Here is a 26,058-nt window from a genome sequence, read left to right on the forward strand (position 1 = left end):
TTACTGTGCCAGCCAGACTATTCGCCGCGCGTCAGCCGGTAACCGGTGCCCCAGATCGTTTCCAGCGCGGGTGCATCAAAGCCAGCCTCCAGCTTGCGCCGCAGCCGACCGATATTGACGTCCACCACATTGGTCTGGGGATCGAAATTCATCTTCCACACATCGCGCAGCAACATGTCCCGCGTCACCGTCTCCCCCGCGTTCTCCATGAAATAGCGGAACAGTTCGAATTCCTTGGGGCTGAGCGGGATGTGCACATTACGCCTGAAAGCGGTGCGCGCCTTCACATGGCATTCGAACTGGCCATAGATGATGATGGCAGAATGGGTGCGTCCCTCGGCGCGGCGAACCAGCGCCTTGAGCCGGGCCATCAGCTCATCAGGTTCATAGGGTTTGGCCAGGTAATCATCCACTCCGGCATCCAGGCCCTCAACCCGGTTGGCGGCGCGTCCCAGTGCGGACAGCATCAGCACCGGCGCATCCACGCCGCTGGTTCGCAGGCGGGCGACAATTTCCAGCCCGTCCATATCGGGCAGCATGCGGTCCAGGATGATGGCATCGAATGGCTCCAGCGCGGCGCGGCGCAAGCCATCGGCCCCGCGCATTTCCCACACGACCTGGCTGCCCTGCCGCGCCAGCAGTGCCGTAAGGTCAGCCGCGGCATCGGCGTTGTCCTCAATATAGAGCAGCTTCAATCCCTGATCCTGCATAGCTTGGAGGCCTGCGCCAAAGCCTGTGTAATTGCCCCACGGCGCATTGCCAAAGCATATTGGTCAATGCGCCATCTCCCGCCTTACCCCTTTGGCAGGCATCGGTGTGGGACAGCCATTGTTCAGGTCATGACGAATGCTGTTAGAATTGCCATTATGTGCCCGCAGGCGATAGGGTTTGGCATGGGCAGGTGATCTATGGCGATTTTCGAGCGATGATACGGCACTCCAGCCAGCAGGACCTGGGCACAGCGGGCGGTTATCAGCCGCGCCGCCGGCCGCGCTGGTGGCTGGTGTTGCTGATTGTGCTGGGACACTTGCTGGCAGGGGTGCTGCTGGCACGGCTGCTGGCCCCGGACTTCACCGCCAGCATGATAGAGCGTGCAACTTCCACGATTACCGTGATCATCACCGCACCTCAACAGCCGGAGAACGAGCCTGAGCCGGTGCAGAACCCCCAGCCTGACGAGGGCGCTGCCGCTGCGGCAGGGCGCGATGCCCAGGCGCGCGAGCAGATGGCACCGCAAAACCCGCTGCCCAGCCCAAGTCCGCTTCCGCGCACGGCATCCACCGGCAATGCCAATGCGGCAGGTGCAACCGCGCAGGGCGATGGGACTGGCGCTGCGGGCGAGGGGATTGGCACCGGCAGTGGCCGCTTTGGCCAGGGCCGCGGAGGTATTGCAGTCACCAGGCCGTCCGTTCGATCCGGCACGATCGATTCAGCGCGCGATTTTCCGATACCCGAAGGTGGACGATCCGTGCGCGAGGGCACGTCTGTGACGGTGGTGTTCACCGTGGGCGTGGATGGCCGGGCGTCTGCTTGCAGCGTCAGCAGCCCCGGTCCCGATCCGCAGACCAATGCGCTGGTCTGCCCGCTGGTGGTGGAGCGGATCAGGTTCAATCCGGCAACCGACGCTCTCGGCAATGCGGTGCCTGCACGCTATGGCTGGCGACAAGATTTCTTCCGCAGGCAATAATTCCCGCTAAGAGCCGCGACAGGCAAGGCAACCCAGAGGAGAATAAAGCAGATGAGCGCTATCCATCCGGTTGTCCTGTGCGGAGGGAGCGGCACGCGCCTGTGGCCGCGCAGCCGCAAGGCCATGCCCAAGCCGTTCCTGCCGCTGGTGGGGGACCGGACCCTGTTCGAGGCGACGCTGGATCGGTGCGGCGATAACGGCCTGTTTGCCGCCCCCGTGATCGTGACCGGCGCAGCACACCTGCCGCACGTCGAGGCGCAGACTGCGGGCATCGCCGGCGTTCAAGTGATAGTGGAGCCGGAAGCAAAGAATACCGCCGCCGCGATTGCGCTGGCCGCTGTCCGCCTCAGCCCTGATGCGGTGATGCTGGTGTGTCCCAGTGACCACCATATCGCCGATGTGGCGGCCTTTTGCAGCGCCGCACGCTCGGCCGCCCAGCTGGCCCGGCAGGACTGGATGGTCAGCTTTGGCATCACCCCCACAGCGCCCGAAACGGGCTTCGGCTATATCAGGAGGGGCGAGGCCCTGGATGGCGGCTACAAGGTCGATCGCTTTGTCGAAAAGCCCGATCTGGAACGGGCGCAGGCCTTTCTGGATGATGGCGGATACAGCTGGAACGGCGGCATCTTTGCCTTCCGCGCGGGCGCTTTCATGGATGAATTGCGGGCCCATCGACCCGATATCGCCGAAGCAGTGGAGCGCGCCGTGGCCGCCGGGCGCGAGGATGGCCACGCCTTCCACCCAGCTGCCGGGGCCTTCGCCGCGATAGACGGGGAATCGGTCGACTATGCGGTCATGGAAAGAACCAACCGCGCGGCGATGGTGCCCGTGGCGATGGGCTGGTCCGACATTGGCAATTGGCATGCCCTGCGCGATGCGCGAGAGGCTGACGAGAACGGCAACCGCGTGCGCGGCAATGCCGAACTGGTCGATTGCCGCAACGTGCTGGCGGAAACCGACGGACCGCGCATTTCGGTGATCGGGCTGGAAGATGTCGCGGTGATCGTGGATGGCAACGAGATACTCGTCACCACCATGCAAGGCGCCCAGAAAGTGGGCAAGCTGGGCGGTGCGTCCAACCAATGAAAGAGCGTATAGTCACATGATCGCGCAAACCATCCAGCTGGCTCTGGCCCCGGTGTTCGTGCTGGTGGCCATCGGCAATATCATGAACATCCTGTCCACCCGGCTTGGCAGGATTGTCGATCGATCGCGCGAATTGCAGCGCCGCCACGCGGATACCGAGGGCATGGACCACGATGCCGTGGTGCGCGAAATCCGTCTGGCGGACCGGCGCATTGCGCTGATCGGCAAGGCCATATTGCTGCTGGTCATCTCCGGCCTTTTCATCGGCCTGACCGTCGCATTGCTGTTTATCGAGGAATTCGTCGACACCGGCATTCAGCCGCTGGTGGCAGGCACATTCATCCTGGCCATTGCACTGCTGATGTCCGCGCTGATCCTGTTCCTGCGCGAAACGCGCATGGCGGCGGAGGCGCTGCGCATTCCGCGATCCTATCTGGAACTGGACCGCAAGCTCTAGCGCGTCAGGTTATTCGGCTGGCGGCGGGGCCAGCAGTTTCTGTCCGCCCTGCCTGATGGCCCCTTCCACGATCGGCTTGATGAAGCTGAGCGCGGGCGGCAGGTCCATGAAGAACACCACCTGATCCTCGGCAATATCGATATAGCCGGCCAGGTGCTGGCCCATCACCTTGATGGCCATCGTCATCCGGTCTTCGCTTGGCCAGTCAGTTTCCACATCGGCCATGCCGCCGGGGATGGCATCGGCGATTTCATGGCTGGAACCGCGCAGGCGGCGGCGCACTTCCTCGCGGCCCAACTGGTGCGGAATGGCGACTTGCATCAGGTCTTCTCCGGAGCGGGCAAAGCTTCTGCATCGCCATATTTGTAATCGAGATAGCGCGTGCGGATGGCCAGATCGTCCAGCGATCCTTCGGCCAGCTGCCGCGTCACGTGGTCAATTTCCTTGCTGATCTTGCCCAGGCTATCCACCAGTTGCGCATCGGGCGTGGAGCCGGCGCGCTGCTCCCGGCGCAGGTGCCCGGGGATCCGGCGATAGCTGTCGATCATCTCGGGCAACACCTCGCCCACCAGCTTGCGCGTTTCGGCAGCGGCGGGATGGGCGGGGTCGACATGTTCCAGCTGCAGGCCCAGCGCATCCAGCTGCACGCCGATATCCTCGACAATCCTGACGGCGGGCGGGGGCAGGGCGGGGCGCTGATGTTCCAGCCACAGTTCGGTGCGGGCCACCAGCTGGCGGGCATCCTGTGTCCTGGTCAGATCGGCCCGCTTGGGCATGCTGGTCCTGGGATAATTGCCGAAGATCACCACCGCCGCGACAATCGCCAGGAAGGTGATCATCACGCCAATAAAGCCGATGCCCTCAAGCACGATGCCTGCCACCGACGATGCCAGGACAATGGCAAACAGCGATGCGGCGATCAGCTTGATGCGCTTCATCATCGTGCCGCGCCTCAGCCGCCGCGATCCCTCGCCAATGGCCGGACCCAGCCGGTGGCGGCCGCCCTGCTGGTTATCCCGAACCAGCGCGCGGCCCTCGGTAATCAGGCGCTCGCTGTGGCGGGTGAGGTCTTCTGCCATCAGCTGTCGAGACTCAGCAATGAGCTGTCATTGGCAGAAAGCTGCGCCTGCGCCTGTCCTTCGGCGCGGGCGATATAGCCTTTCGACTTTTCAACCTCGCCTGACAATACTTCCACCGTCTGCTTCATGCTGGAAAGCGCGCGCAGCTTGAAGCTGTCGACCTCATCCATCGTGTCATAGATGTTCTGGAAGGCGCGTTGCAGCGTTTCCATCGGAATGGTGCTGCTGGCGGCCTGTTCGTGGATCTGCGCGGTGTTTTCACGCAGCAGCTGGCCGGTGGAATCGATGATCCCGGCGGTGGTCTGGTTCAGCGCGGTTATCTGCCCCAGCACCAGCCGCTGGTTGGTCATCGCCTGCGCCACGGTCACGGCGGTGCGCAATGCGCCCACGGTGGTGGTGCTGGCGCGATCGACGCCCTTCACCAGCTCGACATTGTTCTTCTTGACCAGATCCAGCGCCAGATAGCCCTGCACGCTGACAGCCATCTGCGTCAGCAGATCCTGCGTGCGCTGGCGGACATAGAACAGCGCGGTCTCACGGATCGCGCGGGCCTTGTCGGGATCGCTCGAGTCCAGATCGGCGGCCTTGTCCTCCAGCCGCTCATCCAGGGTCTTGGCGATGTGGATCATCTGTTCCAGATTGCCCATCGCCTCCCACAGCTTCTGCCGCTCCACATCGATGGCGGCATTGTCCATCAGCAGCTCGTCCTTGCCGCTGGAAAGCCGCGCCAGGATCGCCTGAATATGGCCCTGCGCGGATGTGTAGCTGTCAAAATAGTTCTTCAGCTTGTTGCCGAACGGAATGATGCCGAACAGCTTGCGGCCGCTCATCTTGCCCTTGCGACCGGGATCGAGGTCTTCAACCGTGCGCCGCAATTCGGCCAGATCGGTGCCCACGCCGCTTTCCTGATCCATCGCGCGCACCGGGCGATCGAGGAAACGGTTGGACATGCCGGCTGCTGCCTGGATTTCCTTGCGGCCCATGTTGGTGATCTGATCCACCTTCTTGCCGAAATCGGGCGATTTGGCGTCCAGCGCGACCAGTTCTGCAACGAAGCCGTCCACCTTTTCGTCCAGCGCGCTCTTCTTTTCCTGGTCCACCGGGACAAGGCCGGCGGCCTTCTCAGGGGCGACAGCGGGCACCGGATCAGGGGGAGTAAGCTCCAGATCGCTTGCCACTTTGGTCGTTGTTTCGGTGCTGATTGCCATGTCCTGCCTCATCCCTCCTGGAACATATCTACTGTATTAGGAAGGCAAGACACGCATTTCAAGCGTTCCACTTTCCCATCCATCTGCATATACCGTGCTTTCCCTCTGGAGGCGATGGTAATGGCAAGTGACGCGCCCGCGGGGCGGACAGAAAATTTCGGGCGGGTTGTCAGAAGCTGGCAACGTTGGTGGCGCAGTTCGGTCACAAGCTCTGTCGATCAGGCCGCCGTTATCGAAAAGCGCCGGGCGGAATGTGAGCTGAGCTCGCGCTATCTGCTGATGATTTCCATGTCGGCGGGCATTGCCATCCTGGGCCTGCTGCTATCCTCTCCGGCGGTGGTGATCGGCGCTATGCTGCTGTCTCCGCTGATGGACCCGATCATGGGCGTGGGCTTTGCCCTGGCTGTCGGTGATTTCCAGTGGCTGCGGCAGTCCGCCCGCTCGCTGGCGATCGGCACGCTGTTTGCGGTGCTGTTCTGCGCGATCGTGGTGTTCATGTCGCCGTTGCAGACGCTCACTTCAGAAATTGCCGCGCGCACCCGGCCCAATATCTTCGATCTTCTGGTGGCGCTGTTTTCCGCCGTGGCTGGCGGGTATGCAATCATTCGCGGCCGTGAGGGCACGATTGTGGGTGTGGCCATCGCCACCGCCCTGATGCCGCCGCTGGCGGTGGTGGGATATGGTCTGGCAACCTTCAACTGGACGGTCTTTTCCGGCGCCCTGCTGCTATTCGTCACCAACTTGATGACTATTGCGCTGACCGCTGCGGTGATGGCGCGGCTGTATGGCTTCCGCACCAATCTTTCCGAAAAGCAGACGCATCTGCAATCCGCCCTGATCCTTCTTGCCTTCGTGACGCTGGCAATCCCGCTGTACATCTCGCTGCGGCAGATTGTGTGGGAAACCAACGCCACGCGGCAGATCAATTCGGTGGTGCTGGAAGCCTTCGATGACCGGGCCCGGCTGTCGCAGATCGAGACCAATCTCAACACTGAGCCAATCCAGGTTTCGGCCACGGTGCTGACCCCCGAACTCAACAGCGATGCAGAGCGTATCACCGCCCGCGCGATGAGCCGGACACTGGGTGAACCGGTCGACGTGCAATTGACCCAATACCGCGTTGGCACCAGCGCGCAGGCGGCGGAACAGGCTCAGCTTTCGGCCACGCTGGCCCGGCAGGAGGCAGATCTTGCCAAGGCCGAGACTCTGGCGGATCGTCTGGCGCTGATCGCCGGCGTGAGCACAGAGGCTGTAACGGTGGACCGCGAGCGCCGCCGGGCCACGGTAACAGCGCGCCCGCTGGAAGGGGCCACGCTGGGCGCTTACAGGGAACTGGAACGCCGGATTGCTTCGCGTGAGCCTGACTGGAACATTCGCCTGATCCCGCCCGCCCGTGCCTTGCCGCGGCTTGCCTTCAATGGTGAGGAGATGGCGCCATCGGCCCAGCAGGGCATTGGCCTGATCGAATGGGCGGTGCAGCGGGTTGGCTTACCGGTCCGGCTGGAAGGCCGCAGGGATGCCGTGGAGCTTGTCCGCCTCGCCCTGGCTGAACGCGGCGTCGTGGCCCAGACTGCGGCCAGCGGCGGGGGTTACGGCGATGTCAGCGTGGTCTGGTCCACGCCTGAGGAATAGGAACCACGCAGATGCCAGCCGAACTTACCGTCCTTGCGCTCAGCACGCTGCTGGCACTGGCGCACATCATGATCGCCATACGCTACAAGACGCAGCAATATGGCACCGGCTGGAACATGGGCGCGCGCGATGAGGATCTGCCGCCGCTGAATGACATTGCCGGACGGCTGGACCGCGCGCGCGGAAATTTCCTGGAAACCTACCCCATCGCCATCGCCCTGCTGCTGGGCGTCTTCGTGGCAGGCAAGGCGGATGGCCTTACCGCCATCGCGGCATGGGTGTGGCTGGGAGCAAGAGTGATCTACCTGCCGCTCTATTGGGCAGGCATTCCGGTGGTGCGCACACTGGTGTGGGGCGTCAGCCTGCTGGCGCTGGTGGTGCTGATCGGCGTTCTGCTGCTGGGCTAGCGCGTCCGTTCGCGACCGCCCGCGCCCGACCAGCCTCAGGCAGCCAGTTCGAACGGAGCGATTTCACCCGACAGGTAGAGCTTCTTGGCCTTGGCGCGGCTCAGCTTGCCACTGCTGGTGCGCGGCAGAGTGCGCGGGGGCACCAGTTCGACCACACAGTTCATGCCGGTGATCGCACGCACCTTGTCGCGGATTTCGTTGCGCAGCTTTATCCGTTCGTCAGGATCGGACACGCGGCAATGGACCAGCACGGCGGGAGCTTCCTCGCCATTTTCAGTCTCGACCGCAAAGGCGGCGATGTCGCCATGGTTGAAGCCGGGCAGTTGTTCCACCGCCCATTCGATATCCTGCGGCCAATGGTTCTTGCCATTGATGATGATCATGTCCTTGGCGCGGCCGACGATGAACAGATAGCCGTTCGCCATATAGCCCATGTCGCCGGTATCCAGCCAGCCATCGACCAGGCATTCGGCAGTCGCTTCCGGGTTGCGGAAATAGGAATGCATCACGCTGGGGCCGCGGCACCAGACCTTGCCGATCTGGTGATCCTTGCGCGGCTTGTCGTTCTCTCCGCGAATTTCGACATCCATGTCGGGCAGCGGCTTGCCGCAATTGACGATGGCGCGGTAGCGGGCGGGGCGCGAAAGATCGCGGGGAGAGCCGGACAGGCGCTCTTCCTCCACCAGTTCAACGCGAATGCCTTCGCCCGGCGGCATGACGGTGACCGCCAGCGTCGCCTCTGCCAGGCCATAGCTGGGGGTGAAGGCGCTGGCCTTGAACCCGGCATCGGAGAAGGCGTTGACGAAATTCTGCATCACGTCCGGGCGGATCATGTCCGCACCATTGCCGGCCAGTCGCCAGCGCGAAAGGTCGAAGCGGTCGGCCACATGGCTCTGGCTGGAAATGCGCCGCGCGCAGATGTCATAGCCGAACGTGGGTGAATAGGAGAGCGTGGTGCCCTTGTTGCGGCTGATCAGGTCCAGCCATGCCAGCGGGCGGCGCGCGAAATGTTCGGTCTTGAGGTAATCCACGCTGACCTGGTTGGCGATCAGCGACAGGAAACAGCCGACCAGCCCCATGTCATGATACCACGGCAGCCAGCTGACCACCCGGTCATTGCTGCCGATTTCCATGCTGGCGGCGTGGCCATACAGATTGTGCAGCAAAGCCCGGTGGGTGACCGCCACGCCTTGCGGGAAGCGGGTCGATCCGCTGGAATATTGCAGGTAGCAGATATCCTCAGGATCGGCCTTGGGCAGATCGACCACGGGCGCCGGGCGCTGGGCCAGCTCATCCCAGTCGATGCCTTCGCAGCCTTGCCGTTCAGCCGCCGCAGCCGCCATCTCGGCAATTTCCGGCGGGTAGATCAGCATCTTGGGATCGGAGCTTTGCAGCTGCACGGAAAGCTGATCGATGTAGCTGTCCTTGCCGCCAAAAGTGGTCGGCAGCGGCAGCGGCACCGGCCATGCGCCCACAAAGGTGCAGGCGCAGAACAGCGCTGCGAATTCCGGTCCGGTTTCGGCAATCAGCGCCACCCGGTCAGACTTGGTTACGCCCGCGGCAACCAGGCGATAGGCCATGGCCATGGCATCGTCACGCATCTCGCTATAGCGATAGACGCGGTGCAGCGTGCCGCGCATGTCGTGAAAGTTCAGGCCCTTTTCGCTCTTCGCGGCATAATCCACCGCGTCATTGAACGTGGCGAAATCTGCGCGGATTCGCGGCAGGGCGCAATCATTGGGGGTAGGTGTCAATTCTGTCATAGGAACTTGCGGCGACCCTCGTTCTGCACGCTCTGGTGGCGCTTCCCTCATCGAAAAAAGGGAGCCGACTGGATGGTCGACCCCGCAACAAACTTTCCCATTTGTCAGGAAGTGTGGCACGAATAAGGCCGATGGCTCCTTATAGACAAGACTGTAAGCAGGAAAAGAGGGTAAAAAAGCCTCTCGATGCGGCACGATTGCAGGAGATGGCGCTCGCCTATGTGGCGCGTTACGCCACTTCTTCGGCCAAACTGGAGCGATATCTGGCGCGCAAACTGCGCGAGCGCGGCTGGGCAGAGAATTTACCGCCGCCTGATATTTCTGCGCTGGTCGATCGTTATGTCGAGCTGGGTTATATCGATGACGAGGCCTTTGCCCGGGCAAAAAGCGGCAGTCTGATGCGGCGCGGATATGGCAACCGCCGAGTCGATCAGGAGCTGGGGCAGGCGGGTATTTCCAGCACAATACGCGAAGATGTGCGCGCGGGCGAGGCAGAGCAGCGCCACGCCGCACTGGCGCTGGCCCGCAAACGGCGCTTTGGCCCCTTCGCCAGGGACCCATCAGACAGGGATCGGCGCGAAAAGCACATCGCGGCCATGCTGCGGGCGGGCCACAGTCTCGACAGCGCCCGCGAAATGGTGGATGCAGCCAGCGAACAGGCCGCGCTGGAATGGGCGCATGAACTGGACGAGGAATTGCATGATGAAGACTGACAGGCTGCTGGGCATGGCGGCGGCGGCTTTCGCCCTGGCGCTGGCCGCCTGTTCGACGCAGGCCGCAACCGATGCGCCGCTCAGTCCGGCGGCGCAGGAAGCCGGTGTCCATCCTGTTTCGGGCCTTACGGTCATCCCGCTGACGATAATTTCCGGAACTTCCGGCGATCAGACGCATGCATTTCGCGTGGAAGTGGCCGCTTCGCCCGGGGAGCAGCAGATGGGCCTGATGTTCCGCACGGAAATGGGCGCGAATGAGGGAATGATCTTCCCGCTGGCGCAGGTTCGCATGGCCAGTTTCTGGATGCGCAACACGGTGATCCCGCTGGATATCATCTTCATCGGGCCGGACAATCGCATCATCAATATCGCCCGCGATGCCACGCCTTATTCCGAACAGCCGATACCGTCCGATGCTCCGGCAGCAGCCGTGCTGGAGCTGAACGCGGGACGGACCGCCGAACTGGGCATAGAAGCGGGCGACACGGTGCAATGGTAAGCACTCGGATGTGCTTGCGCCCCGCGGGTAAAAACGGCTAGGCGCGCGGCCATGGGAACGACATCATGAGCATCTTGGGTAAAATCTTCACCTGGTGGGACGGTGCCACCATCGGCACATCCTTGTGGTCTGCGCGCAATGGCGAGCAGGTCGGCACGGATGGGCAGGGCAACAGATATTACCGATCAAAGCGGGTCAAGGACGGCGCGCGGGAGCGGCGCTGGGTCATCTATAATGGCGCCAACGATGCCAGCCGCGTACCGGCGGAATGGCACGGCTGGCTGCATGGTTCCTATGACGAACTGCCCGAAAGCCATCTGCCCGCACCCAAGATCTGGGAAGTGGACTACTCCCCCAATGCCACCGGCACGCAGGACGCCTATCGTCCCGCCGGCGCGCTGGAGCGCGGCGGCAAGCGGGCACCGGCCACGGGCGATTACGAAGCCTGGACACCGGAGGCGTGAAGCGATTGCGCCTCGCTGCGGCCGTAGCTGTGGCCGGGGCGGGGCTGCTGTCCCTGGCGGCATGCGGCAGCGGCGCGCCGGAGCCCGAGGCCGAACAGACCGAAATTCCCGAGGAACTGGCGGGATCCGATCTGCCCCCGGTCGAGGTTGATCCGGGCCTTGGCACACCGCTGGAAGAGCGGGTCGCCACGATCGGTCTGATCAACAAGCGCAACAATATCTCTCGCGATATCGAGATGAAGCCGGGCGAATCGCGCCGCATCGATGATGTCATCATCCGCCTTGCCGCCTGTGAGCGCACGGCCCCATGGGAAACCCCAGCGCTGACGGGTGCCTTTGTCCAGGTGCTGGTGCAGGAGCGGGAGGAGGCCGGGTCCGATCCGGAATGGAAACGGATCTTTTCAGGCTGGCTCTACAAGGAAGCGCCTGCCGTCAACGTGGTCGAGCATCCGATCTATGACGTCTGGGTCAAGGACTGCGCGATGAGCTTCCCGGGTGAGGAAGACACCCCTTCCTGACCTGATCGTTCCTGACCCGAGCGGGCCAATTCCAGCAGCGCCCTGTGCGCTGCGGGCAGGTCTGCCGGGAAATGATCGGCGCAGGCATCTGTCAGCAATTCCAGATACTCGTCGCGCGTCACCGTGCGCGCGCCCAGCGATGCCAGGTGCCCGGTCAGGAACTGGCAGTCCAGCAGGCGGTATCCGGCCAGCCGCATCAGCGCGACCAGCCACGCCATCGCCACCTTGGAGGCATCGGTAGCGTTGCTGAACATGCTTTCCCCGCAGAACACCCGGTCAAAGCTCACCCCGTAAAGGCCGCCAACCAGCGCGCCGTCCTGCCAGCATTCCAGCGAATGGGCGTGGCCGGTCTCGTGAAGCTGGATATAACTCGCCTCGATCCGCTGGCTGATCCATGTGTCGGGATGGTCGGGCCGTGGCTGGGCGCAGGCGCGGATCACGGCGGGAAAGTCCTGGTTGCAGGTGACGGTAAACCGGTCCTGTCGCAGCACCTTGGCCAGCGAGCGGGACAGCCTGAAATGATCGAGCGGGATCACCGCCCGTTCGCGCGGCTCCACCCAGAACAGCTCATGATCCTCACGTCCATCGGACATGGGGAACACGCCGCTGCGATAGGCCAGCAACAGCAGTTCGGCGGGCAGAACAAAGGGTATCGGTGCATGCATCAACCGCGCTCTAGCAATTCGGAACGCATCCGTCGCTTGCCATTGATGAGAAGGCGCTATAGAGGCGCACTCCGCCTGCAGGGGTGTAGCTCAGTTGGTAGAGCATCGGTCTCCAAAACCGAGGGCCTGCGGTTCGAGTCCGCACACCCCTGCCATTTACCGGTGGTGCCATTTACCTGTGGCGCCATTTACTTGTGGATCATTGGTCCGCCTCTCTTTGAGAATCACCCATGGCGGGCATAGCCATGCACGGTCGGGTATTTCGCTTTGCGCGGGAACCTGGCCGGCCCTTCGGCATTTCATGCCGCGGGGGTGCTATAAGGAGCAGTCACATGGCGAAGATTTTTCGTTCAGCACGGACAGTTTCAGGCCAGCTAGGCTCAGGGCGGGCAAATATTTCCCGTCGCGCCCGTGCTCAGGTCGACATGGCCTTTCCCCACGCATCGCATGGTCCGATCCTGCCGATGGAAGAACCAGGCTTCTTCGCGCGGCTGTTCCGCCGCCACTGAAGCAGTCGGGGGCTGACCCGAAAACCTCAGCCAAAGTACAAAGGGCCGGTCATGATGACCGGCCCTTCGTGTTTGTGGTGACTTGCCTGGCCGGGGCTGCCGGTCAGTATTCGTCCGGTTCTTCAGGTGTATCGGCGAGATGGTCCGGCCCGGCCTTGCGATCGCCGCGGGCCAGCGCGAACACCACGCCAGACAGCAGCGCCAGCGCCAGCAGGTTGGGCAGGGCCATCGCCGCATTGGCGATATCTCCCAACCGCCAGACCAGCGTCAGGTCCTGCGAACTGCCGACATAGATCACCACGCACCACAGCACGCGCCAGGCCATGTGCAGCACCTTTTCGCCCTGACGGGTCGATCCCGGCACGCGGTCATAAATGAAGGTGATCGCCCGCTCACCGTAATAGGACCAGGTCAGCAAGGTGGTGAACACGAACAGGATCAGCGCGATGCTGGCGATCAGCGTGCCCAGCGGGATGGAGGCGATTTCGAACGGGAAGGCCGCAGCAAAGGCGCCGCTGGTCATGGCAAAGCCCTGAAGGTCGGAATTCCACGCGTGGCGCACAGCCTCACCGCCGGCGGTGAAATTGCCCTCCACCGTCAGCATGACCAGCGCGGTCATGGTGCAGATCACGATGGTATCGATGAACGTGCCCAGCATGGCCATGCGGCCCTGCTGTTCGGGATCGTCGGTCTGCGCCACGGCATGGGCGATAGGGGTGGAGCCCTGGCCCGCCTCGTTGGAGAACAGCCCGCGCGCCACGCCCGCACGGATCGCCAGCATGATCGCTGCGCCGATGAAGCCGCCGCTTGCCGCCTGCGTGTTGAAGGCGCCGTTGAAGATCAGGGCGAATGTTTCGGGCAGGTCGCCGAAGTTCAGGATCAGCGCGATCACCGCCATCACGATATAGGCTGCGGCCATGAAGGGGACGACCTTCTCCGCCACATTGCCGATGGACTTGATGCCGCCGATGATGACCACGAAAACCAGCACGGCAGTGATCAGGCCGCCCAGCCATTCCTCAATTCCGAACAACTCGTTCATGCCGTCTGCAACGGCATTGGCCTGAATCGAATTGCCGGTAACCAGCGCGGAAAACAGCGTGCCGATACAAAAGACGATCGCCAGCCAGGTCCATTTCGGGCCGAGGCCGATCATGATGTAGCTCATTGGACCGCCGCGATAGACGCCGTCACTGGTCCTTTCACGATAGCGGATGGCCAGCGAGCCTTCGGCAAAGGCCAACGCCATGCCGATCAGCGCGGTCATCCACATCCAGAAGATCGCTCCGGGTCCGCCCAGCGCGATGGCGGTGGCAACGCCCGCCAGATTGCCCGTGCCCACCTGGCCCGAAAGGGCGGTGGAAAGCGCGGCGAACGGGCTGATCTCACCCGAACCGGCGCTCTTGCGGCTCTTGAACAGGCCGGCAAAGGCATTGCCCAGCTTGATGATGGGATAGAACCGCAGCCCGATCATCACATACAGGCCAATGCCCAGCAGGATAATGGTCATCGGTGGCAGCGGCTGGCCGCCGATGGAAAGCCAGCCAAGGGTTTCCCCGTTCCACGTGCCACCCCAGATGAAATCGGATACATTGGTGACATGGTCGATCATGCCGACCGATTGCTGCGCTTGTGCCAAGGTGGCGACCCCCTCAAGAAATCCCTGTTTGAGCGCAAGAGGCTATAGGCAAGATGCAGGAGTGGCCAGCCCTAATGTTGCAGCTGTAACCAGCGCCGCTGGCCTGGGGCGTACCCGGTCGCAGGCGATGCAATCGGCGGGGCCATTAACGCTGCCACAAGCGTGTCTTGCCATATGCGCGCCAGCACCCTAAATAGCCCCACGTCTTCCGACATCGGAGCATCAAAGCCCCTCCCGATCCACAATCGGGGCGGCGATGGACCTATGGCGAAAGGCAAATCTGGTTTTATCGCAAGGAAGCGAAGGGCACGAATATGGCCAAGGACGGAAAGACATCGCCGGGTGAATTCATCCGGCAGGTGCGTTCGGAAACATCCAAGGTGGTGTGGCCTTCGCGCGAAGAGACCATCCGCACGTCGATCTTCGTCGGCATTCTGGTGCTGATTCTCTCGCTCTTCTTCCTTGGCGTTGATTCGCTGTTCGGCGCGCTTGTGCGCTGGCTGCTCTCGCTGGTCTGAGCGCCCGAGCGTTCCTGGCCCGACACATTTCGTAACGAAAGAGATTTCAGATGGCCCGCTGGTACATCATCCACGCTTATTCCGGCTTCGAGAACAAGGTTCGCGATTCCATCCTTTCCGAGGCCGAGCGCCTGGGTCTGTCCGATGGCGTGGAAGAAGTGGAAGTCCCCACGGAAACCGTGACCGAAGTGAAGCGCGGCAAGAAGGTTCAGGTCGAACGCAAGTTCATGCCCGGCTATGTGCTGGCCAAGCTGAACATGACCGATGACGTGTATCACCTCATCAAGAACACCCCCAAGGTCACCGGCTTCCTGGGCGCCAACAACAAGCCGCAGCCGATCACCGAGAAGGAAGCCGCGCGCTACTTCGGCGGTGTCGAGGATGCCAAGTCCGCTCCCAAGAAGCAGGTCACGGTCGAATACGATATCGGCGATCAGGTAAAGGTGCTCGAAGGTCCCTTTGCCAGCTTCAACGGCCTGGTGGAAGAACTCGATTTCGACAAGCAGAAGGTCAAGGTCAGCGTTTCGATCTTCGGCCGCGCCACCCCGGTGGAGCTGGAATTCGAACAGGTCGAACTGGTCAAGTAACGGCGCAGGCGTGACCCCGGATTTGATCCGGGGCCACCAGCAACCAACGTGCGGCCAGCGTCGGCTGGCCTTGTTGATATCTGGTTATTAGTTCCTGACCAGATAGAGAACCGAGGTCTGGTAGAAGCTGTCGATTGGCTCACCATTTTCATCCAGGGCCGGATTGAAATTGTTGCCAAGCCTGTCGCATGCCGCTTCGGCGAAGGCTTCCGGGGCATTGGGCAGCTGGACGACACATTGTGTCGCGAGTCCGCTGGCCGGCACCATCACACGCAAGGGGATGAACCCGTTGGTGCCGCGCCACGCGAGAGAGTCCGGATAGCTCTCCGTTACCGCCCTCACCGCATCGGCATTGGGAAATGCGCGCCGACTGATCAACCTTTGTTGCTCAGGGTTAAGGCCCCAACTGGCTCGCAAGTCGTCCACGCAATGACGCATTGCCTCCAGCGCTGGTCCGATCGGGCCGGTTTCGAGCCTTATTGGTCGACCCCGCCGCATTTCAACGGTGAAGGAATCGACCAGGGATTCGAACTGCAGATCAATTTGATTGGGCGCGGCAGCTTCGCCAAGGGCCTCGTTATCGGTGGGCCGAACTGCAACATTCTGTTCCTTTTCGACTTGTGCCGGAAGAAATGCCACTGAGAATTGGATAGAGCGGAACTCTCCGATTGTGCCGTTGAGAGCCCCGATGTCGGTTCGCAATTCGGTGTCAGGAGACTGTGAATAGGCAATGTTGCTGACTGGCCGCCGGTTGCGCGGTACGAGATCGCCGATCAAGCTTATCCGAAACGAGGCGAGCGAGCCATAAGAGTCGATCCGCAGGCCGAGTCCCTCTTCATTGAGCTGACCGAAATCGCGTATCAGACTGCATCTTTCTTCCCCGTAATCCAGAGTCCAATCTGATGTTGGTTCCAGGACCTTCGGTTCCGCCGCCAGTGCGGCCCCCGAAAAGAACATCGACAGGACTGCCAAATTTGCAAAATATCTCCGAATGTCCCCTACTCCTTTTCTTTAAAGCACTAAGATTATTGGCAGATATTTGCAAGGATAGTGCTTTCCCGGACCTTGCTGCGGAAATATTGTGTTGGACTGTTGGTGTTTCGATGTTTCTCATCGCTACATGCGCATGATCGGTTGATTTTTACAGATTGCGCGCCTATTCGCGCCCCTTCCCGAAAGGGAATCCATGCGGGAGGCTCGCTTGCGGGCCGTTTGTACCGCTTACCATGAGGCCCTGGGAAACCGGGGCCGACAGTGAGAAAGGAATGGTCACATGGCCAAGAAGATTACCGGCTATATCAATTTGCAGGTGCCTGCGGGCGCTGCAAACCCTTCACCCCCGATTGGCCCTGCACTGGGTCAGCGCGGCGTGAACATCATGGAATTCTGCAAGGCTTTCAACGCCTCGACCGACAGCCTTGAAAAGGGCATGCCGATCCCGACGAAGATCACCGTCTATGCCGATCGCAGCTTTACCTTCATCACCAAGACCCCGCCTGCCAGCTACCTGCTGAAGAAGGCCGCCAACCTGAAATCCGGTTCGAAAGAGCCGGGCAAGGTTGTTGCCGGCAAGGTCACCAAGTCACAGGTCAAGGAAATTGCCGAGACCAAGATGGTCGATCTCAACGCAAATGACATCGATCAGGCAATGAAGATCATCGAAGGCTCTGCCCGTTCGATGGGCTTCGAAGTGGTGGAGGGCTGACACAATGGCAAAGCTGACCAAGAAGCAGAAGACTCTGGCCGTTCTCGATGCCGAGAAGGCCTATAATGTCGATGAGGCGATTGCCCTGCTGCGTGAACACGCATCCAAGAAGTTTGACGAAACCGTCGAAGTGGCCATGAACCTGGGCGTTGACCCGCGTCATGCCGATCAGATGGTTCGCGGCATGGTGTCGCTGCCTTCGGGCACCGGCAAGGACGTGAAGGTTGCCGTGTTTGCGCGCGGTGACAACGCTGAAAAGGCTCTGGCCGCTGGCGCCGACAAGGTTGGTGCAGAGGACCTGATGGAAGACATGCAGGCCGGCAACCTCGATTATGACCGCGTGATTGCCACGCCGGACATGATGGGTGTGGTTGGCCGCCTGGGCAAGGTGCTGGGCCCCAAGGGCCTGATGCCGAACCCCAAGCTGGGCACCGTTACTCCGAACGTGGAACAGGCCGTCAAGGACGCCAAGGGCGGCCAGGTTGAATTCCGTGTCGAGAAGATGGGCATCATCCACACCGGTATCGGCAAATTGTCGTTCAAGGATGAGGACATCAAGGCTAATTTCAAGGCACTGACCGATGCCATCGTGCGGGCCAAGCCCTCGGGTGCCAAGGGCAAGTTCGTCCGCAAGATCTCGATTACCTCGACCATGGGCCCCGGCCTGAAGGTCGATTTGGCCGAAGTCGAAGGCGCCTGAGCGACCTTTCACTGAAGAACAGATAAGCAAAGGGCCGGGGGAGCGATCCTCCGGCCCTTTTTCTTTGTCAGCTGGAATGCATCGGCCTGCGTTTGCGCACACCCTTGATCCGGGACGATAACTCTTCAGATACCGCCCGGCGTGAAGTCGAAGCCCATCTCGCCCAGTCCTTCGCACAAGGTATCGACGCAGCTCGCCAGCGCGTCTGCGTCTGTGGAGCGGATCACGAAATTGGCACCGGTCTGGCCTTCGCGGAAGAACGGGTAGGAGCCGATCTGGCAATCTGCATGGGCCTTCTCCACCTCGCGCAGCAGGTCCGCCACTTCGCTTTCCTTGATCCAGCCGCCAACGGTTTCACTCAGCAGCGGCGCGCCGCCTTCCAGCGTGCCGGTCAGCGCGTCGAGCATCTGCGCGGTGATGGTGGGGACACCGGCCATCAGATGCACATTGCCGTGCTTGATGCCCGGCGCGCCGGACATGCGGTTGGGGATCAGGTCGGCACCTTGCGGAACGCGCGCCATGCGCAGGCGCGCATCGGTCAGCCCGCCTGGACGATCCCTGTAATACTCCTCCAGAATGGCGCGCGCTTCGGGGTGGATCACCACCGGAACGCCCAGGGCCTGCGCCACCGCATCGACGGTGATATCGTCATGGGTGGGGCCAATCCCGCCGGTGGTGAAGAGATAGTCATATTGATGGCGCAGCGCATTCACCGCCGCGACAATGGCATCCATATCGTCACTGACGACGCGCACTTCCTTCAGACGGATGCCCTGCACCTGCAGCCAGCTGGCAATCTGGGCGATATTCTTGTCATGCGTGCGGCCTGAGAGGATCTCGTCCCCGATAACGACCAGGGCGGCGGTCCAGATGCGGTCTGATGTGCTCATGCGAGCGAGGGTTAGGCCATTTCCGGCTGGTCCGCCACTGGGCTTTGGTCCGTGACGCGCGGTGCCAGTTCGAACTGCAGATGTCCGTCATCCACGCCATTGCGGCGAAAGTCCCGGCAATCGGCAAGGTAATCATGATTGAGCCGCCATGGCAGCGCATCGGTGCTCTTGGGAACCTGCGCCAGGTCCCGCATCAGATAGCCGGAACTGAACGGGAATGGCTCCCCCTCCACCAGCCCGTCTGCGGGCGGACGCGCGATGGCAATCTGCGTTCCGCTGGTGCGCAGGTGATTGAGCACGCGGCAGCTGTAAGCCGCGGTATTATCCGCCCGCAGCGTGAAGCTGGCGTTGAGATAGCCGAACACGAAGGTCAGGTTGGGCACGTTGGAGATCATGCAGCCGCGATAGAAGAATTCCTCACCCCAGTTGACCGGGCGGCCCTCTATGCTGACCTTGATATGGCCGCCCAGGCTGAGCTTGAGGCCGGTGGCGGTCACGATGATATCGGCGGGCAGGACTTCACCGCCCTCCAGCGCAATGCCATCTGTCTGCACCGTGTCGATCTTGGCGGTGACGATGCTGGCCTTGCCCTGCCGGATCGATTTGAACAGATCGCTGTCTGGCACCAGGCACAGGCGCTGTTCCCACGGATTATAGGGCGGGGTGAAGTCTTCGGGCGAATAGAGATCGCCCAGTTCCTTGCGCACGCCTTCGCTCAGTTTCTCGGCCGCCATGTGCGGATTGCGCCGCGCCGCGTGATAGAGGAAATCGAACAGGCGGATATTGCGCTGGCGCACCAGCCAATAGGCCAGCTTGCGCGGCAGTATCCTGCGCAGCACGCGCGCCAGCCTGTCACGCGACGGGCCGACGGACATCCACGTGGGCGTGCGCTGGAGCATGGTCACATGACCGGCCTGTTCTGCCATTGCAGGAACCAGCGTCACCGCGGTGGCACCCGATCCGATCACCACCACGCGCTTGTCCGCATAATCGAGATTCTCGGGCCAGAACTGCGGATGGACGAGCGTGCCCGCAAAACTTTCCAGCCCGGTGATCTGCGCGTCATAGGGGTGGTCGTAATCGTAATAGCCGGTGGACATGTACAGCCAGCGGGCGCGGACTTTCTCAGGGCCGTCAGGGCCTTCGACCGATACCAGCCAGCACGCCTGATCGCCTTGCCAGTCGGCGGAAATCACCGTGGTGGAGGTGCGGATATGATCGGCAATTCCGCGCTTGTGGATCACGCCGCGCAAATATTCCAGGATCGAACCGCCCGGCGCGATGGACTGGTCATCGTCCCACGGCTCGAACGCAAAACCCAGCGTCTGCATGTCGCTGTCGGAGCGCACGCCGGGATAGCGGAACAGGTCCCACGTGCCGCCCGGTTGTGCGCGCCGCTCAACCATCATGAAGCTGAGATTGGCGCATTTGTCCTGCAGATGTGCTGCCATGGAAATACCGGCAATACCGGCACCCACGATCAGCACATCACAGTCGCTCGCGTTTGATCTCATCCGCATGATCCTGTCACGCTCTGCGCGTGCTGGCAATCATGGGCTGAAGGTCAGCTGCTTGCGGCAGCCTCGGTAAACATGGAGCGCGATGGAACATCGGCATAATCGCTCGATGCCGAATTATCGCCCTGCAGCGCGCGTGCTGCCTGCACCGTATTGGCCAGCAGGCAGGCAATCGTCATCGGGCCCACGCCGCCCGGAACGGGGGTGACGGCCTTGGCGTGCTGCACTTCGTCAAAGGCGATATCGCCAACCAGCTTTTCCTTGCCGTCTTCACCCTTGATGCGGGTGATGCCAACGTCGATCAGCACAGCGCCGGGCTTGACCCAGCTGCCCTTGACCAGTTCGGGAGCGCCGGCAGCGGCCACGATGATATCGGCCTTGCGGGCGATCTCCGGCAGGTTTTCGGTATAGATATGGGTCACGGTCACCGTGCATTCGGCATCCAGCAGCAGATTGGCCACCGGCTTGCCGACGATGTTGGACTTGCCGATCACGACAGCATCCAGGCCCTTGAAATCATCGATCACGCTGCCGAGCAGGATCATCACGCCCAGCGGAGTGCACGGGACGATGCCGCCGGTGCCGGTGGACAGGCGGCCCACATTGACCGGGTGGAAGCCGTCGACATCCTTGTCCGGGCTGATCGAGCGCAGCACCAGCCGCGTATCGATATGATCGGGCAGCGGCACCTGGCACAGGATGCCGTGCACTTCGGGGTCCTTGTTGAGCTTCTCGATCAGCGCCAGCAGGTCTTCCTGCGAGGTATCGGCCGGCAGGCGGTGTTCTGAACTGTTGATGCCGACCTTTTCGCAAGCCTTGATCTTGCGGCGAACATAGACCTCGCTGGCGCCATCTTCGCCCACCAGGATCACGGTCAGGCCCGGGCGTTTCATGCCCGCTGCCACCATCTCGTCAACCTGTGCCTTGGTCTTTTCGTCCAGCGCGCGTGCAATCGCGCGGCCATCGATCTTCTCAGCCATCGTTATCCCTTTGGGTTTGTCCGTTATGCGTCAAATACGACCGTGCGGTCGCCATTGAGAAATACGCGGTCCTGCAAGTGCGACTTGACCGCCCTGGCCAGCACCCGGCGTTCCACGTCGCGGCCCTTGGCCACCAGGTCTTCCGGGCTTTCGCTGTGGCCGCAAGGCTCCACATCCTGCGCGATGATCGGACCTTCATCCAGATCCATCGTCACATAATGGCTGGTCGCGCCGATCATCTTCACGCCGCGCTTGTAAGCCTGGTGATAGGGCTTGGCGCCCTTGAAGCCGGGCAGGAAGGAGTGGTGGATGTTGATGCAGCGCCCGTTGAGGAAGGCCGTCATCTCGTCCGACAATATCTGCATGTAACGCGCCAGCACCACCAGGTCTGCACCAGTATCGGTGATGATCTTGCGGATCTGCGCTTCCTGCTGCGGCTTGGTGTCCTTGGTGATCGGCAGATGGTGATAGGGGATATCGCCCATCAGCGACGTGGTCAGCACTTCCTGCGGATGGTTGGAGATGATCGCCACCACCTCCATGTCCAGCTCACCAATGCGGTTGCGATACAGAAGGTCGCCCAGGCAGTGGTCGAACTTGCTGACCATCAGTACCACCTTGGGCAGCCAGTCCGGATCGCGCAGCTTCCATTCCATCTGGAAGTTTTCCGCAATCGCGGCAAAGTCGCGCCGCAGGTCGGCCGGGTTATTGGTCTGCGGATCGAGGACAAGCCGCATGAAGAAGCGGCCCGTCCTGCGATCGGCAAATTGCTGCGCTTCCAGGATCACGCAGTCACGATCAGCCGTGAAGCTGGAAACGCGCGAGGAAATCCCCGTGCGGATCGGGCAGGACAGGCTGAGCGTGCAGGTGGCCATGGTGCTGGCCCCCTCAGCTATGCTTGGCGTGGTATTCGTTGATCCACTCGGCAGACGCGGTCAGCGCGCCGAATGGATAGAAGTGCAGGCGCACGCGGCCATGAGCCTCGCCCAGCTTGCTGTTGAGCGAATCGACCAGCTTGTCCGGACCGGCGCGGCCGATCAGGTTGGTCAGCGATACGCCGTATTTCTTCATCACGCTGGCAGAGGCGCCAACGCCGCAGCGCTTGGCAAAGCCCAGCAGGCGCTTGATGCCGGCCGGGCCGGGCACGCCAAGGCGCACAGGCACATCGATGCCGCGTTCGCGCATCTCGGCCAGCCAGGCGACGATTGCGTCATCGTCAAAAGCGAACTGGGTGACCACCAGCGGGGTCATGCCATGGGCGCGGACGGCGGCAATCTTGCGCTCCATCCAGTCCCACAATTGCGCGGCGGTATTGTTGGGGTGGCCTTCAGGATGGCCGCCAACGCCGACGATTTCGATACCGTGCTTTTCCAGCAGGCCGGTTTCGATGATCTGCAGCGAATCGGAATAGGGGCCTTCGGCTTCGGGCGGATCGCCAGCGATGATGAAAACGCGCTTCACGCCGGCCTTCTGGGTGATTTCGCCCAGGTACCAGTCCAGCTGCTGTTCTGATTCGATGCGGCGGGCAGACAGGTGGACAATCGGCTCGAACCCGAGTTCGCGCACCAGCACGGCGGCCTCAACACGCTGCTCCAGCTCTTCGCCGGGCAGGAAGGTCACGGCAACCTGTGTGCCGGGGCGGATCAGCGGGGCTGCTTCCTTCAGGCCCTCGATCTCCTTCGCGGTCATTTCCAGCGAATAGCCGTCCACCATATTGTCGGCGGGCTTTTCCCAGTTGGGATGAATGGCGGAATAGGACATCAAAACTTCTCCTCTCGAAAGCGCGTGCAGCAGCGCCTTAGCGTCAGCCACTCTTATGACAAAGCCCCTAGCGCAATGCGATTTATTCGTATAGACGAAAATTTCATAACTGCGAATAACGGTGAATTTCCAACCTTAGTCATGCTGCTGTTTCTGCCGGGTCTGATCTGCGATTCACGCATTTATGCGCCGCAATCTGCGGCTTTCGCGGATTCGCACGTGGTCAACAGTTATGGTCTGGCCGATTCCCTGTCCGAAATGGCGCGAATCGCATTGGCCGATGCAGACCGTATCGGTGCCCAGCGCTTCGACCTGTTCGGCCATTCCATGGGCGGACGTGTGGCGCTGGAAGTCTATCGCCAGGCACCAGAGCGGGTGCGCCGACTGGCATTGGTTTCCACCGGCATTCACCCCTTGGGCGCGAATGAGCCTGCCAGCCGAGAGGCATTGATGGCGGTGGGTCATGACAATGGCTTTGAAGCGCTGGTGGATCAGTGGCTGCCGCCGATGGTGGCAGACGCAAACCGGGCCGATCCGGCAATCTACTCACCGATGCGGGACATGTGCCTGTCCATGGGGCAGGAGGTTTTCGACGCGCAGATCAATGCTTTGGTCACCCGCCCCGAAGTGGAAACCCTGTTGCCGCAGATCGCCTGCCCGACGCTGGTCATGACCGGCGAACTGGACGCATGGGCGGGGCCGCAGCAGCATGAAGCCATCGCCGCGCGCATCACCAATTCCCGCCTCGTTATCGTTCCGGGGGCTGGTCACATGATCCAGCTGGAAGCGCCGGACGCAGTAAATGAAGCAATCAAACGCTGGCTTGAAATCCCGGCATCCTGATCTAACCCTTTAACCTATCAATGGAGAGGACAGTACCGATGAGTGAACAGAACCTTCAGCAGAAGCTGGACGCACAGGCCAATGTGGTCGACTTCCTGCGTAACCAGCAGGTTGGCCCCAACACCTATCCCGGTGTTCCGGCAGAATATTCCAACTGGCGCAATGAACAGAAGGCATGGGCAGACAGCGCCGTGCTGTTCAACCAGTCCTATCACATGGTTGAGCTGTATGTTCGCGGTCCGGAAGCTCTGGCGCTGCTGGAATATACCGCCATCAACAGCATGAAGAATTTCGCCGTCAACAAGGCCAAGCAGTATGTGGCCGTGACCCCGAATGGCTATGTCATCGGTGACGAAATCCTGTTCTATCTGGCCGAGAATGAATTCAGCCTGGTGGGCCGTGCGCCCGCGCTGGACTGGATCGAATTCCATGCCCAGTATCCCAAGCCGGACGGCAGCAAGTGGGACGTGACCGTGGAGCGTGACGAACGCACCGCGCTGCGTACTGACGGTGTCCGCAAGAACTATCGCTTCCAGCTTCAGGGCCCCAACGCCATGAAGATCCTGGAAAAGGCCATGGGCCAGACCCCGCCAGATCTGAAGTTCTTCAACATGGCCCATGTCGGCATTGGCGGCAAAGACGTGATCGCTCTGCGTCACGGCATGGCTGGCCAGCCGGGCTACGAACTGTTCGGCCCATGGGCTGATTACAAGGCTGTGCATGCGGCACTGGTCGAAGCGGGCAAGGACCATGGTCTGACGCTGGTTGGCGGCCGCGCCTATTCGTCCAACACGCTGGAATCCGGCTGGCTGCCTTCGCCGTTGCCTTCGTTCTACACTGACGATTGCGACATGATGAAGGCTTTCCGCAGCTGGGCTTCGGGCACTTCCTATGCCGGCATGTGCTCGATCGGCGGCAGCTATGTTCCTGACAGCATCGAGGGCTATTACCTCACGCCGTGGGACATTGGTTATGGCCACATCGTAAAGTTCGATCATGATTTCGTGGGCCGTGAAGCGCTCGAAAAAATGAAGGACCAGAAGCACAAGCAGAAGGTTACGCTGGCGCTGGACAATGAAGAAGTCACCCGTGTGATGTCTTCGCTGTTTGCTGAAGGCGGCCGTGCCAAGTACTTCGAATTCCCCAGCGCCGTGTATGCCATGCACCCGTTTGACGAAGTGAAGATGGACGGCGAAGTGATCGGCGTTTCCACCTGGATCGGTTACTCCTCCAACGAAGGCAAGATGCTCTCGCTGGCCATGATTGATCCGGACAAGGTGGAAATGGGCAAGGAAGTGACGCTGGTATGGGGCGAACCCAATGGCGGCACGTCCAAGCCGACTGTCGAGCCGCACGAGCAGGTAGAGATCAAGGCGATCATCTCGCCGGTTCCCTATTCGAACGTCGCGCGTGACAGCTATGCTGACAGCTGGCGTCAGACAGGTGTTGGTGCCAACGCCTGATCGGTCCTGCCGATACGCAAGCTTTGGGGCGGTCACGGAAGTGGCCGCCCTTTTGCTGTCCGGCTTTGACGTCCGCTTTTGCTTGCATTCATCTGCTTTGCTGCAGACAATCCATCATCATGTTGCACAAATTCCTGCTCGCCCTTGCCGTATTGCTTCTGCCCGTATCGGCCCTTGCGCAGGGGATTGAGGGCAACTGGGACCTGCGCAGCGGGGACACCACGATCTTCCGCTTCACCATTGCCGAAGGCGATGGCGGCGAGTGGAGCGGCACCTGGCAGCGCCCGGCCAGCTTCAACACCGATGGCAATGCCTTTGCCCGCCTCAGCGGCGGGGTGGAGGACGTGCCCAGCATGACCGGGATCGAGTTTCTCGAACGGGTCGAGCTCAGCTTCGATGACCCCCGGCCCGGAGCCATTCCCGACATTTTCCGCTTTGAACTGATCGATGAAGGCCACGTGCGCATGACCTATGTCGGCACGGATCTGGAGCCTTATCTGCTGGTGCGATCAGGCGAGAATGATCCAATGGGTGACTGGGATATCACCGCCATCTATCGCCGGACGCTGCCTGCCAGCGCGGCCGATGGCGACATCAGGGTGCGCAGCAACCAGCCGGCTCTGGAACTGCGCAGCGCAAGGCCATCCGCCGCGCCGCCTCCACCGCCAGCAGACGAGCCTGTTGCCGCTGCCGAGCAAGAGGATGAAGCGCCGCAGGTAGAAGAGCCCGAAACGCGCATCGGATCCGATTTCCTCGAAGGGTTCTGAG

30 protein-coding genes and 1 tRNA gene are annotated in these 26,058 nt (G+C 61.6%); 18 read left to right on the forward strand and 13 right to left on the reverse strand.

The features are described from left to right. Positions 1–17: 17 nt before the first annotated feature. The gene (locus GRI32_RS01060; protein WP_160589279.1) at positions 18–710 is read right to left on the reverse strand and encodes a response regulator transcription factor; all 693 of its coding nucleotides are present in this window, start codon (positions 708–710) and stop codon (positions 18–20) included. 215 nt (positions 711–925) lie between these two features. Here GRI32_RS01060 and GRI32_RS01065 point away from each other — a divergent pair, with 215 nt between their 5' ends. Genes GRI32_RS01065 through GRI32_RS01075 form a run of 3 tightly spaced genes read left to right on the forward strand, consistent with a single transcriptional unit; the run spans position 926 to position 3,230 of the window. Continuing rightward, entirely contained in the window at positions 926–1,687 is a 762-nt protein-coding gene (locus tag GRI32_RS01065) for a hypothetical protein (protein WP_160589280.1), read from the forward strand. A 51-nt stretch (positions 1,688–1,738) separates the two neighbouring features. Further along, a complete protein-coding gene (locus GRI32_RS01070) occupies positions 1,739–2,773 on the forward strand; it encodes a mannose-1-phosphate guanylyltransferase (RefSeq protein ID WP_160589281.1) in 1,035 nt (344 codons plus the stop codon). Between the two features lie 16 nt (positions 2,774–2,789). Further along, positions 2,790–3,230, forward strand: a complete 441-nt coding sequence (locus GRI32_RS01075; RefSeq protein WP_160589282.1) for a DUF2721 domain-containing protein — start codon at positions 2,790–2,792, stop codon at positions 3,228–3,230. A 9-nt stretch (positions 3,231–3,239) separates the two neighbouring features. On the opposite strand, the gene GRI32_RS01080 is transcribed toward GRI32_RS01075, so the two are convergent. Genes GRI32_RS01080 through GRI32_RS01090 form a run of 3 tightly spaced genes read right to left on the reverse strand, consistent with a single transcriptional unit; the run spans position 3,240 to position 5,511 of the window. Then, positions 3,240–3,551, reverse strand: coding sequence for a polyhydroxyalkanoic acid system family protein (locus GRI32_RS01080; RefSeq protein ID WP_160589283.1), 312 nt, complete (start codon positions 3,549–3,551; stop codon positions 3,240–3,242). Continuing rightward, positions 3,551–4,309 (reverse strand): hypothetical protein, encoded by a 759-nt coding sequence (locus tag GRI32_RS01085; protein ID WP_160589284.1) that lies wholly within the window; start codon positions 4,307–4,309, stop codon positions 3,551–3,553. Before GRI32_RS01085 ends, GRI32_RS01080 begins: the two co-directional genes overlap by 1 nt. Next, a complete protein-coding gene (locus GRI32_RS01090; RefSeq protein ID WP_419866754.1) occupies positions 4,309–5,511 on the reverse strand; it encodes a toxic anion resistance protein in 1,203 nt (400 codons plus the stop codon). Before GRI32_RS01090 ends, GRI32_RS01085 begins: the two co-directional genes overlap by 1 nt. A gap of 126 nt (positions 5,512–5,637) precedes the next feature. Here GRI32_RS01090 and GRI32_RS01095 point away from each other — a divergent pair, with 126 nt between their 5' ends. Beyond that, positions 5,638–7,149, forward strand: a complete 1,512-nt coding sequence (locus GRI32_RS01095) for a TIGR00341 family protein (protein WP_160589286.1) — start codon at positions 5,638–5,640, stop codon at positions 7,147–7,149. An 11-nt stretch (positions 7,150–7,160) separates the two neighbouring features. Next, a complete protein-coding gene (locus GRI32_RS01100; protein ID WP_160589287.1) occupies positions 7,161–7,556 on the forward strand; it encodes an MAPEG family protein in 396 nt (131 codons plus the stop codon). A gap of 35 nt (positions 7,557–7,591) precedes the next feature. Here the strand turns inward: GRI32_RS01100 and GRI32_RS01105 are convergent, their stop codons facing one another. Then, the gene (locus GRI32_RS01105) at positions 7,592–9,319 is read right to left on the reverse strand and encodes a fatty acyl-AMP ligase (protein ID WP_160589288.1); all 1,728 of its coding nucleotides are present in this window, start codon (positions 9,317–9,319) and stop codon (positions 7,592–7,594) included. A gap of 206 nt (positions 9,320–9,525) precedes the next feature. Here GRI32_RS01105 and GRI32_RS01110 point away from each other — a divergent pair, with 206 nt between their 5' ends. From GRI32_RS01110 to GRI32_RS01125, 4 genes are all read left to right on the forward strand, one after another. Next, complete coding sequence (locus tag GRI32_RS01110) at positions 9,526–10,032, forward strand: regulatory protein RecX (RefSeq protein ID WP_237437302.1); 507 nt, start codon at positions 9,526–9,528, stop codon at positions 10,030–10,032. Beyond that, positions 10,019–10,531, forward strand: a complete 513-nt coding sequence (locus GRI32_RS01115; RefSeq protein ID WP_237437303.1) for a DUF192 domain-containing protein — start codon at positions 10,019–10,021, stop codon at positions 10,529–10,531. The genes GRI32_RS01110 and GRI32_RS01115 overlap by 14 nt, the downstream gene beginning before the upstream one ends. A gap of 65 nt (positions 10,532–10,596) precedes the next feature. Beyond that, positions 10,597–10,995, forward strand: a complete 399-nt coding sequence (locus GRI32_RS01120) for an NADH:ubiquinone oxidoreductase subunit NDUFA12 (RefSeq protein ID WP_160589290.1) — start codon at positions 10,597–10,599, stop codon at positions 10,993–10,995. After that, positions 10,992–11,513: a DUF2155 domain-containing protein gene (locus tag GRI32_RS01125; RefSeq protein WP_337190121.1), complete on the forward strand. Its 522-nt coding sequence runs from the start codon at positions 10,992–10,994 to the stop codon at positions 11,511–11,513. The genes GRI32_RS01120 and GRI32_RS01125 overlap by 4 nt, the downstream gene beginning before the upstream one ends. On the opposite strand, the gene aat is transcribed toward GRI32_RS01125, so the two are convergent. Then, positions 11,450–12,178: a leucyl/phenylalanyl-tRNA--protein transferase gene (gene aat / locus GRI32_RS01130; protein WP_160589291.1), complete on the reverse strand. Its 729-nt coding sequence runs from the start codon at positions 12,176–12,178 to the stop codon at positions 11,450–11,452. The genes GRI32_RS01125 and aat overlap by 64 nt on opposite strands. Positions 12,179–12,257: 79 nt before the next feature. Here aat and GRI32_RS01135 point away from each other — a divergent pair. Next, positions 12,258–12,333, forward strand: a tRNA-Trp gene (locus GRI32_RS01135). A gap of 177 nt (positions 12,334–12,510) precedes the next feature. Further along, complete coding sequence (locus GRI32_RS01140; RefSeq protein WP_160589292.1) at positions 12,511–12,687, forward strand: hypothetical protein; 177 nt, start codon at positions 12,511–12,513, stop codon at positions 12,685–12,687. Positions 12,688–12,790: 103 nt separating this feature from the next. On the opposite strand, the gene GRI32_RS01145 is transcribed toward GRI32_RS01140, so the two are convergent. Next, the gene (locus GRI32_RS01145; protein ID WP_160589558.1) at positions 12,791–14,299 is read right to left on the reverse strand and encodes an amino acid carrier protein; all 1,509 of its coding nucleotides are present in this window, start codon (positions 14,297–14,299) and stop codon (positions 12,791–12,793) included. Between the two features lie 341 nt (positions 14,300–14,640). Here GRI32_RS01145 and secE point away from each other — a divergent pair, with 341 nt between their 5' ends. Further along, positions 14,641–14,844 (forward strand): preprotein translocase subunit SecE, encoded by a 204-nt coding sequence (secE, locus tag GRI32_RS01150; protein WP_160589293.1) that lies wholly within the window; start codon positions 14,641–14,643, stop codon positions 14,842–14,844. 50 nt (positions 14,845–14,894) lie between these two features. Further along, entirely contained in the window at positions 14,895–15,431 is a 537-nt protein-coding gene (gene nusG / locus GRI32_RS01155; protein WP_160589294.1) for a transcription termination/antitermination protein NusG, read from the forward strand. Between the two features lie 87 nt (positions 15,432–15,518). Here nusG and GRI32_RS01160 read toward each other — a convergent pair whose 3' ends face one another. Continuing rightward, positions 15,519–16,388 (reverse strand): hypothetical protein, encoded by an 870-nt coding sequence (locus tag GRI32_RS01160; protein WP_160589295.1) that lies wholly within the window; start codon positions 16,386–16,388, stop codon positions 15,519–15,521. 316 nt (positions 16,389–16,704) lie between these two features. Between GRI32_RS01160 and rplK the strand changes: the two genes are divergently transcribed. Further along, positions 16,705–17,136 carry a 50S ribosomal protein L11 gene (gene rplK / locus GRI32_RS01165; protein WP_160589296.1) on the forward strand — a complete coding sequence of 144 codons (432 nt, stop codon included), beginning with the start codon at positions 16,705–16,707 and terminating at the stop codon, positions 17,134–17,136. A 4-nt stretch (positions 17,137–17,140) separates the two neighbouring features. Next, positions 17,141–17,836 (forward strand): 50S ribosomal protein L1, encoded by a 696-nt coding sequence (gene rplA, locus GRI32_RS01170; protein WP_160589297.1) that lies wholly within the window; start codon positions 17,141–17,143, stop codon positions 17,834–17,836. 125 nt (positions 17,837–17,961) lie between these two features. Here rplA and GRI32_RS01175 read toward each other — a convergent pair whose 3' ends face one another. From GRI32_RS01175 to GRI32_RS01195, 5 genes are read right to left on the reverse strand one after another with little or no spacing between them, the layout of a single operon-like run. Beyond that, complete coding sequence (locus GRI32_RS01175; RefSeq protein ID WP_160589298.1) at positions 17,962–18,726, reverse strand: competence/damage-inducible protein A; 765 nt, start codon at positions 18,724–18,726, stop codon at positions 17,962–17,964. A gap of 11 nt (positions 18,727–18,737) precedes the next feature. Next, positions 18,738–20,240: a flavin-containing monooxygenase gene (locus GRI32_RS01180; RefSeq protein ID WP_160589299.1), complete on the reverse strand. Its 1,503-nt coding sequence runs from the start codon at positions 20,238–20,240 to the stop codon at positions 18,738–18,740. A gap of 50 nt (positions 20,241–20,290) precedes the next feature. After that, positions 20,291–21,223 (reverse strand): bifunctional methylenetetrahydrofolate dehydrogenase/methenyltetrahydrofolate cyclohydrolase FolD, encoded by a 933-nt coding sequence (gene folD, locus GRI32_RS01185; RefSeq protein ID WP_160589300.1) that lies wholly within the window; start codon positions 21,221–21,223, stop codon positions 20,291–20,293. 23 nt (positions 21,224–21,246) lie between these two features. Further along, positions 21,247–22,098 carry a formyltetrahydrofolate deformylase gene (gene purU, locus GRI32_RS01190; protein ID WP_160589301.1) on the reverse strand — a complete coding sequence of 284 codons (852 nt, stop codon included), beginning with the start codon at positions 22,096–22,098 and terminating at the stop codon, positions 21,247–21,249. A 13-nt stretch (positions 22,099–22,111) separates the two neighbouring features. After that, positions 22,112–22,984, reverse strand: a complete 873-nt coding sequence (locus tag GRI32_RS01195) for a methylenetetrahydrofolate reductase (protein WP_160589302.1) — start codon at positions 22,982–22,984, stop codon at positions 22,112–22,114. A 141-nt stretch (positions 22,985–23,125) separates the two neighbouring features. On the opposite strand from GRI32_RS01195, the gene GRI32_RS01200 reads away from it, so the two are divergent. From GRI32_RS01200 to GRI32_RS01210, 3 genes are all read left to right on the forward strand, one after another. Further along, positions 23,126–23,827, forward strand: a complete 702-nt coding sequence (locus tag GRI32_RS01200; protein ID WP_160589303.1) for an alpha/beta fold hydrolase — start codon at positions 23,126–23,128, stop codon at positions 23,825–23,827. Between the two features lie 38 nt (positions 23,828–23,865). Beyond that, positions 23,866–25,290: a syringate O-demethylase gene (gene desA, locus GRI32_RS01205; RefSeq protein ID WP_160589304.1), complete on the forward strand. Its 1,425-nt coding sequence runs from the start codon at positions 23,866–23,868 to the stop codon at positions 25,288–25,290. Positions 25,291–25,409: 119 nt separating this feature from the next. Continuing rightward, a complete protein-coding gene (locus GRI32_RS01210; RefSeq protein ID WP_160589305.1) occupies positions 25,410–26,057 on the forward strand; it encodes a hypothetical protein in 648 nt (215 codons plus the stop codon). Position 26,058 lies beyond the last annotated feature (1 nt).

The organism is Alteraurantiacibacter aestuarii (assembly GCF_009827405.1).
GTDB lineage: Bacteria > Pseudomonadota > Alphaproteobacteria > Sphingomonadales > Sphingomonadaceae > Alteraurantiacibacter > Alteraurantiacibacter aestuarii.

Bases quoted from the DNA above. Each gene is read 5' to 3' on its own strand.
- GRI32_RS01065 (WP_160589280.1), top strand. From the start codon at position 926: ATGATACGGCACTCCAGCCAGCAGGACCTGGGCACAGCGGGCGGTTAT.
- GRI32_RS01210 (WP_160589305.1), top strand. From the start codon at position 25,410: ATGTTGCACAAATTCCTGCTCGCCCTTGCCGTATTGCTTCTGCCCGTA.
- purU (WP_160589301.1), bottom strand. From the start codon at position 22,098: ATGGCCACCTGCACGCTCAGCCTGTCCTGCCCGATCCGCACGGGGATT.
- GRI32_RS01175 (WP_160589298.1), bottom strand. From the start codon at position 18,726: ATGAGCACATCAGACCGCATCTGGACCGCCGCCCTGGTCGTTATCGGG.
- GRI32_RS01075 (WP_160589282.1), top strand. From the start codon at position 2,790: ATGATCGCGCAAACCATCCAGCTGGCTCTGGCCCCGGTGTTCGTGCTG.
- GRI32_RS01140 (WP_160589292.1), top strand. From the start codon at position 12,511: ATGGCGAAGATTTTTCGTTCAGCACGGACAGTTTCAGGCCAGCTAGGC.
- GRI32_RS01110 (WP_237437302.1), top strand. From the start codon at position 9,526: ATGGCGCTCGCCTATGTGGCGCGTTACGCCACTTCTTCGGCCAAACTG.
- GRI32_RS01180 (WP_160589299.1), bottom strand. From the start codon at position 20,240: ATGAGATCAAACGCGAGCGACTGTGATGTGCTGATCGTGGGTGCCGGT.
- secE (WP_160589293.1), top strand. From the start codon at position 14,641: ATGGCCAAGGACGGAAAGACATCGCCGGGTGAATTCATCCGGCAGGTG.
- GRI32_RS01115 (WP_237437303.1), top strand. From the start codon at position 10,019: ATGATGAAGACTGACAGGCTGCTGGGCATGGCGGCGGCGGCTTTCGCC.
- aat (WP_160589291.1), bottom strand. From the start codon at position 12,178: ATGCATGCACCGATACCCTTTGTTCTGCCCGCCGAACTGCTGTTGCTG.
- GRI32_RS01120 (WP_160589290.1), top strand. From the start codon at position 10,597: ATGAGCATCTTGGGTAAAATCTTCACCTGGTGGGACGGTGCCACCATC.
- nusG (WP_160589294.1), top strand. From the start codon at position 14,895: ATGGCCCGCTGGTACATCATCCACGCTTATTCCGGCTTCGAGAACAAG.
- GRI32_RS01195 (WP_160589302.1), bottom strand. From the start codon at position 22,984: ATGTCCTATTCCGCCATTCATCCCAACTGGGAAAAGCCCGCCGACAAT.
- desA (WP_160589304.1), top strand. From the start codon at position 23,866: ATGAGTGAACAGAACCTTCAGCAGAAGCTGGACGCACAGGCCAATGTG.
- GRI32_RS01060 (WP_160589279.1), bottom strand. From the start codon at position 710: ATGCAGGATCAGGGATTGAAGCTGCTCTATATTGAGGACAACGCCGAT.
- GRI32_RS01145 (WP_160589558.1), bottom strand. From the start codon at position 14,299: ATGATCGACCATGTCACCAATGTATCCGATTTCATCTGGGGTGGCACG.
- GRI32_RS01105 (WP_160589288.1), bottom strand. From the start codon at position 9,319: ATGACAGAATTGACACCTACCCCCAATGATTGCGCCCTGCCGCGAATC.
- GRI32_RS01200 (WP_160589303.1), top strand. From the start codon at position 23,126: ATGCTGCTGTTTCTGCCGGGTCTGATCTGCGATTCACGCATTTATGCG.
- GRI32_RS01070 (WP_160589281.1), top strand. From the start codon at position 1,739: ATGAGCGCTATCCATCCGGTTGTCCTGTGCGGAGGGAGCGGCACGCGC.
- GRI32_RS01100 (WP_160589287.1), top strand. From the start codon at position 7,161: ATGCCAGCCGAACTTACCGTCCTTGCGCTCAGCACGCTGCTGGCACTG.
- GRI32_RS01095 (WP_160589286.1), top strand. From the start codon at position 5,638: ATGGCAAGTGACGCGCCCGCGGGGCGGACAGAAAATTTCGGGCGGGTT.
- GRI32_RS01160 (WP_160589295.1), bottom strand. From the start codon at position 16,388: ATGTTCTTTTCGGGGGCCGCACTGGCGGCGGAACCGAAGGTCCTGGAA.
- GRI32_RS01080 (WP_160589283.1), bottom strand. From the start codon at position 3,551: ATGCAAGTCGCCATTCCGCACCAGTTGGGCCGCGAGGAAGTGCGCCGC.
- folD (WP_160589300.1), bottom strand. From the start codon at position 21,223: ATGGCTGAGAAGATCGATGGCCGCGCGATTGCACGCGCGCTGGACGAA.
- rplA (WP_160589297.1), top strand. From the start codon at position 17,141: ATGGCAAAGCTGACCAAGAAGCAGAAGACTCTGGCCGTTCTCGATGCC.
- GRI32_RS01085 (WP_160589284.1), bottom strand. From the start codon at position 4,309: ATGGCAGAAGACCTCACCCGCCACAGCGAGCGCCTGATTACCGAGGGC.
- rplK (WP_160589296.1), top strand. From the start codon at position 16,705: ATGGCCAAGAAGATTACCGGCTATATCAATTTGCAGGTGCCTGCGGGC.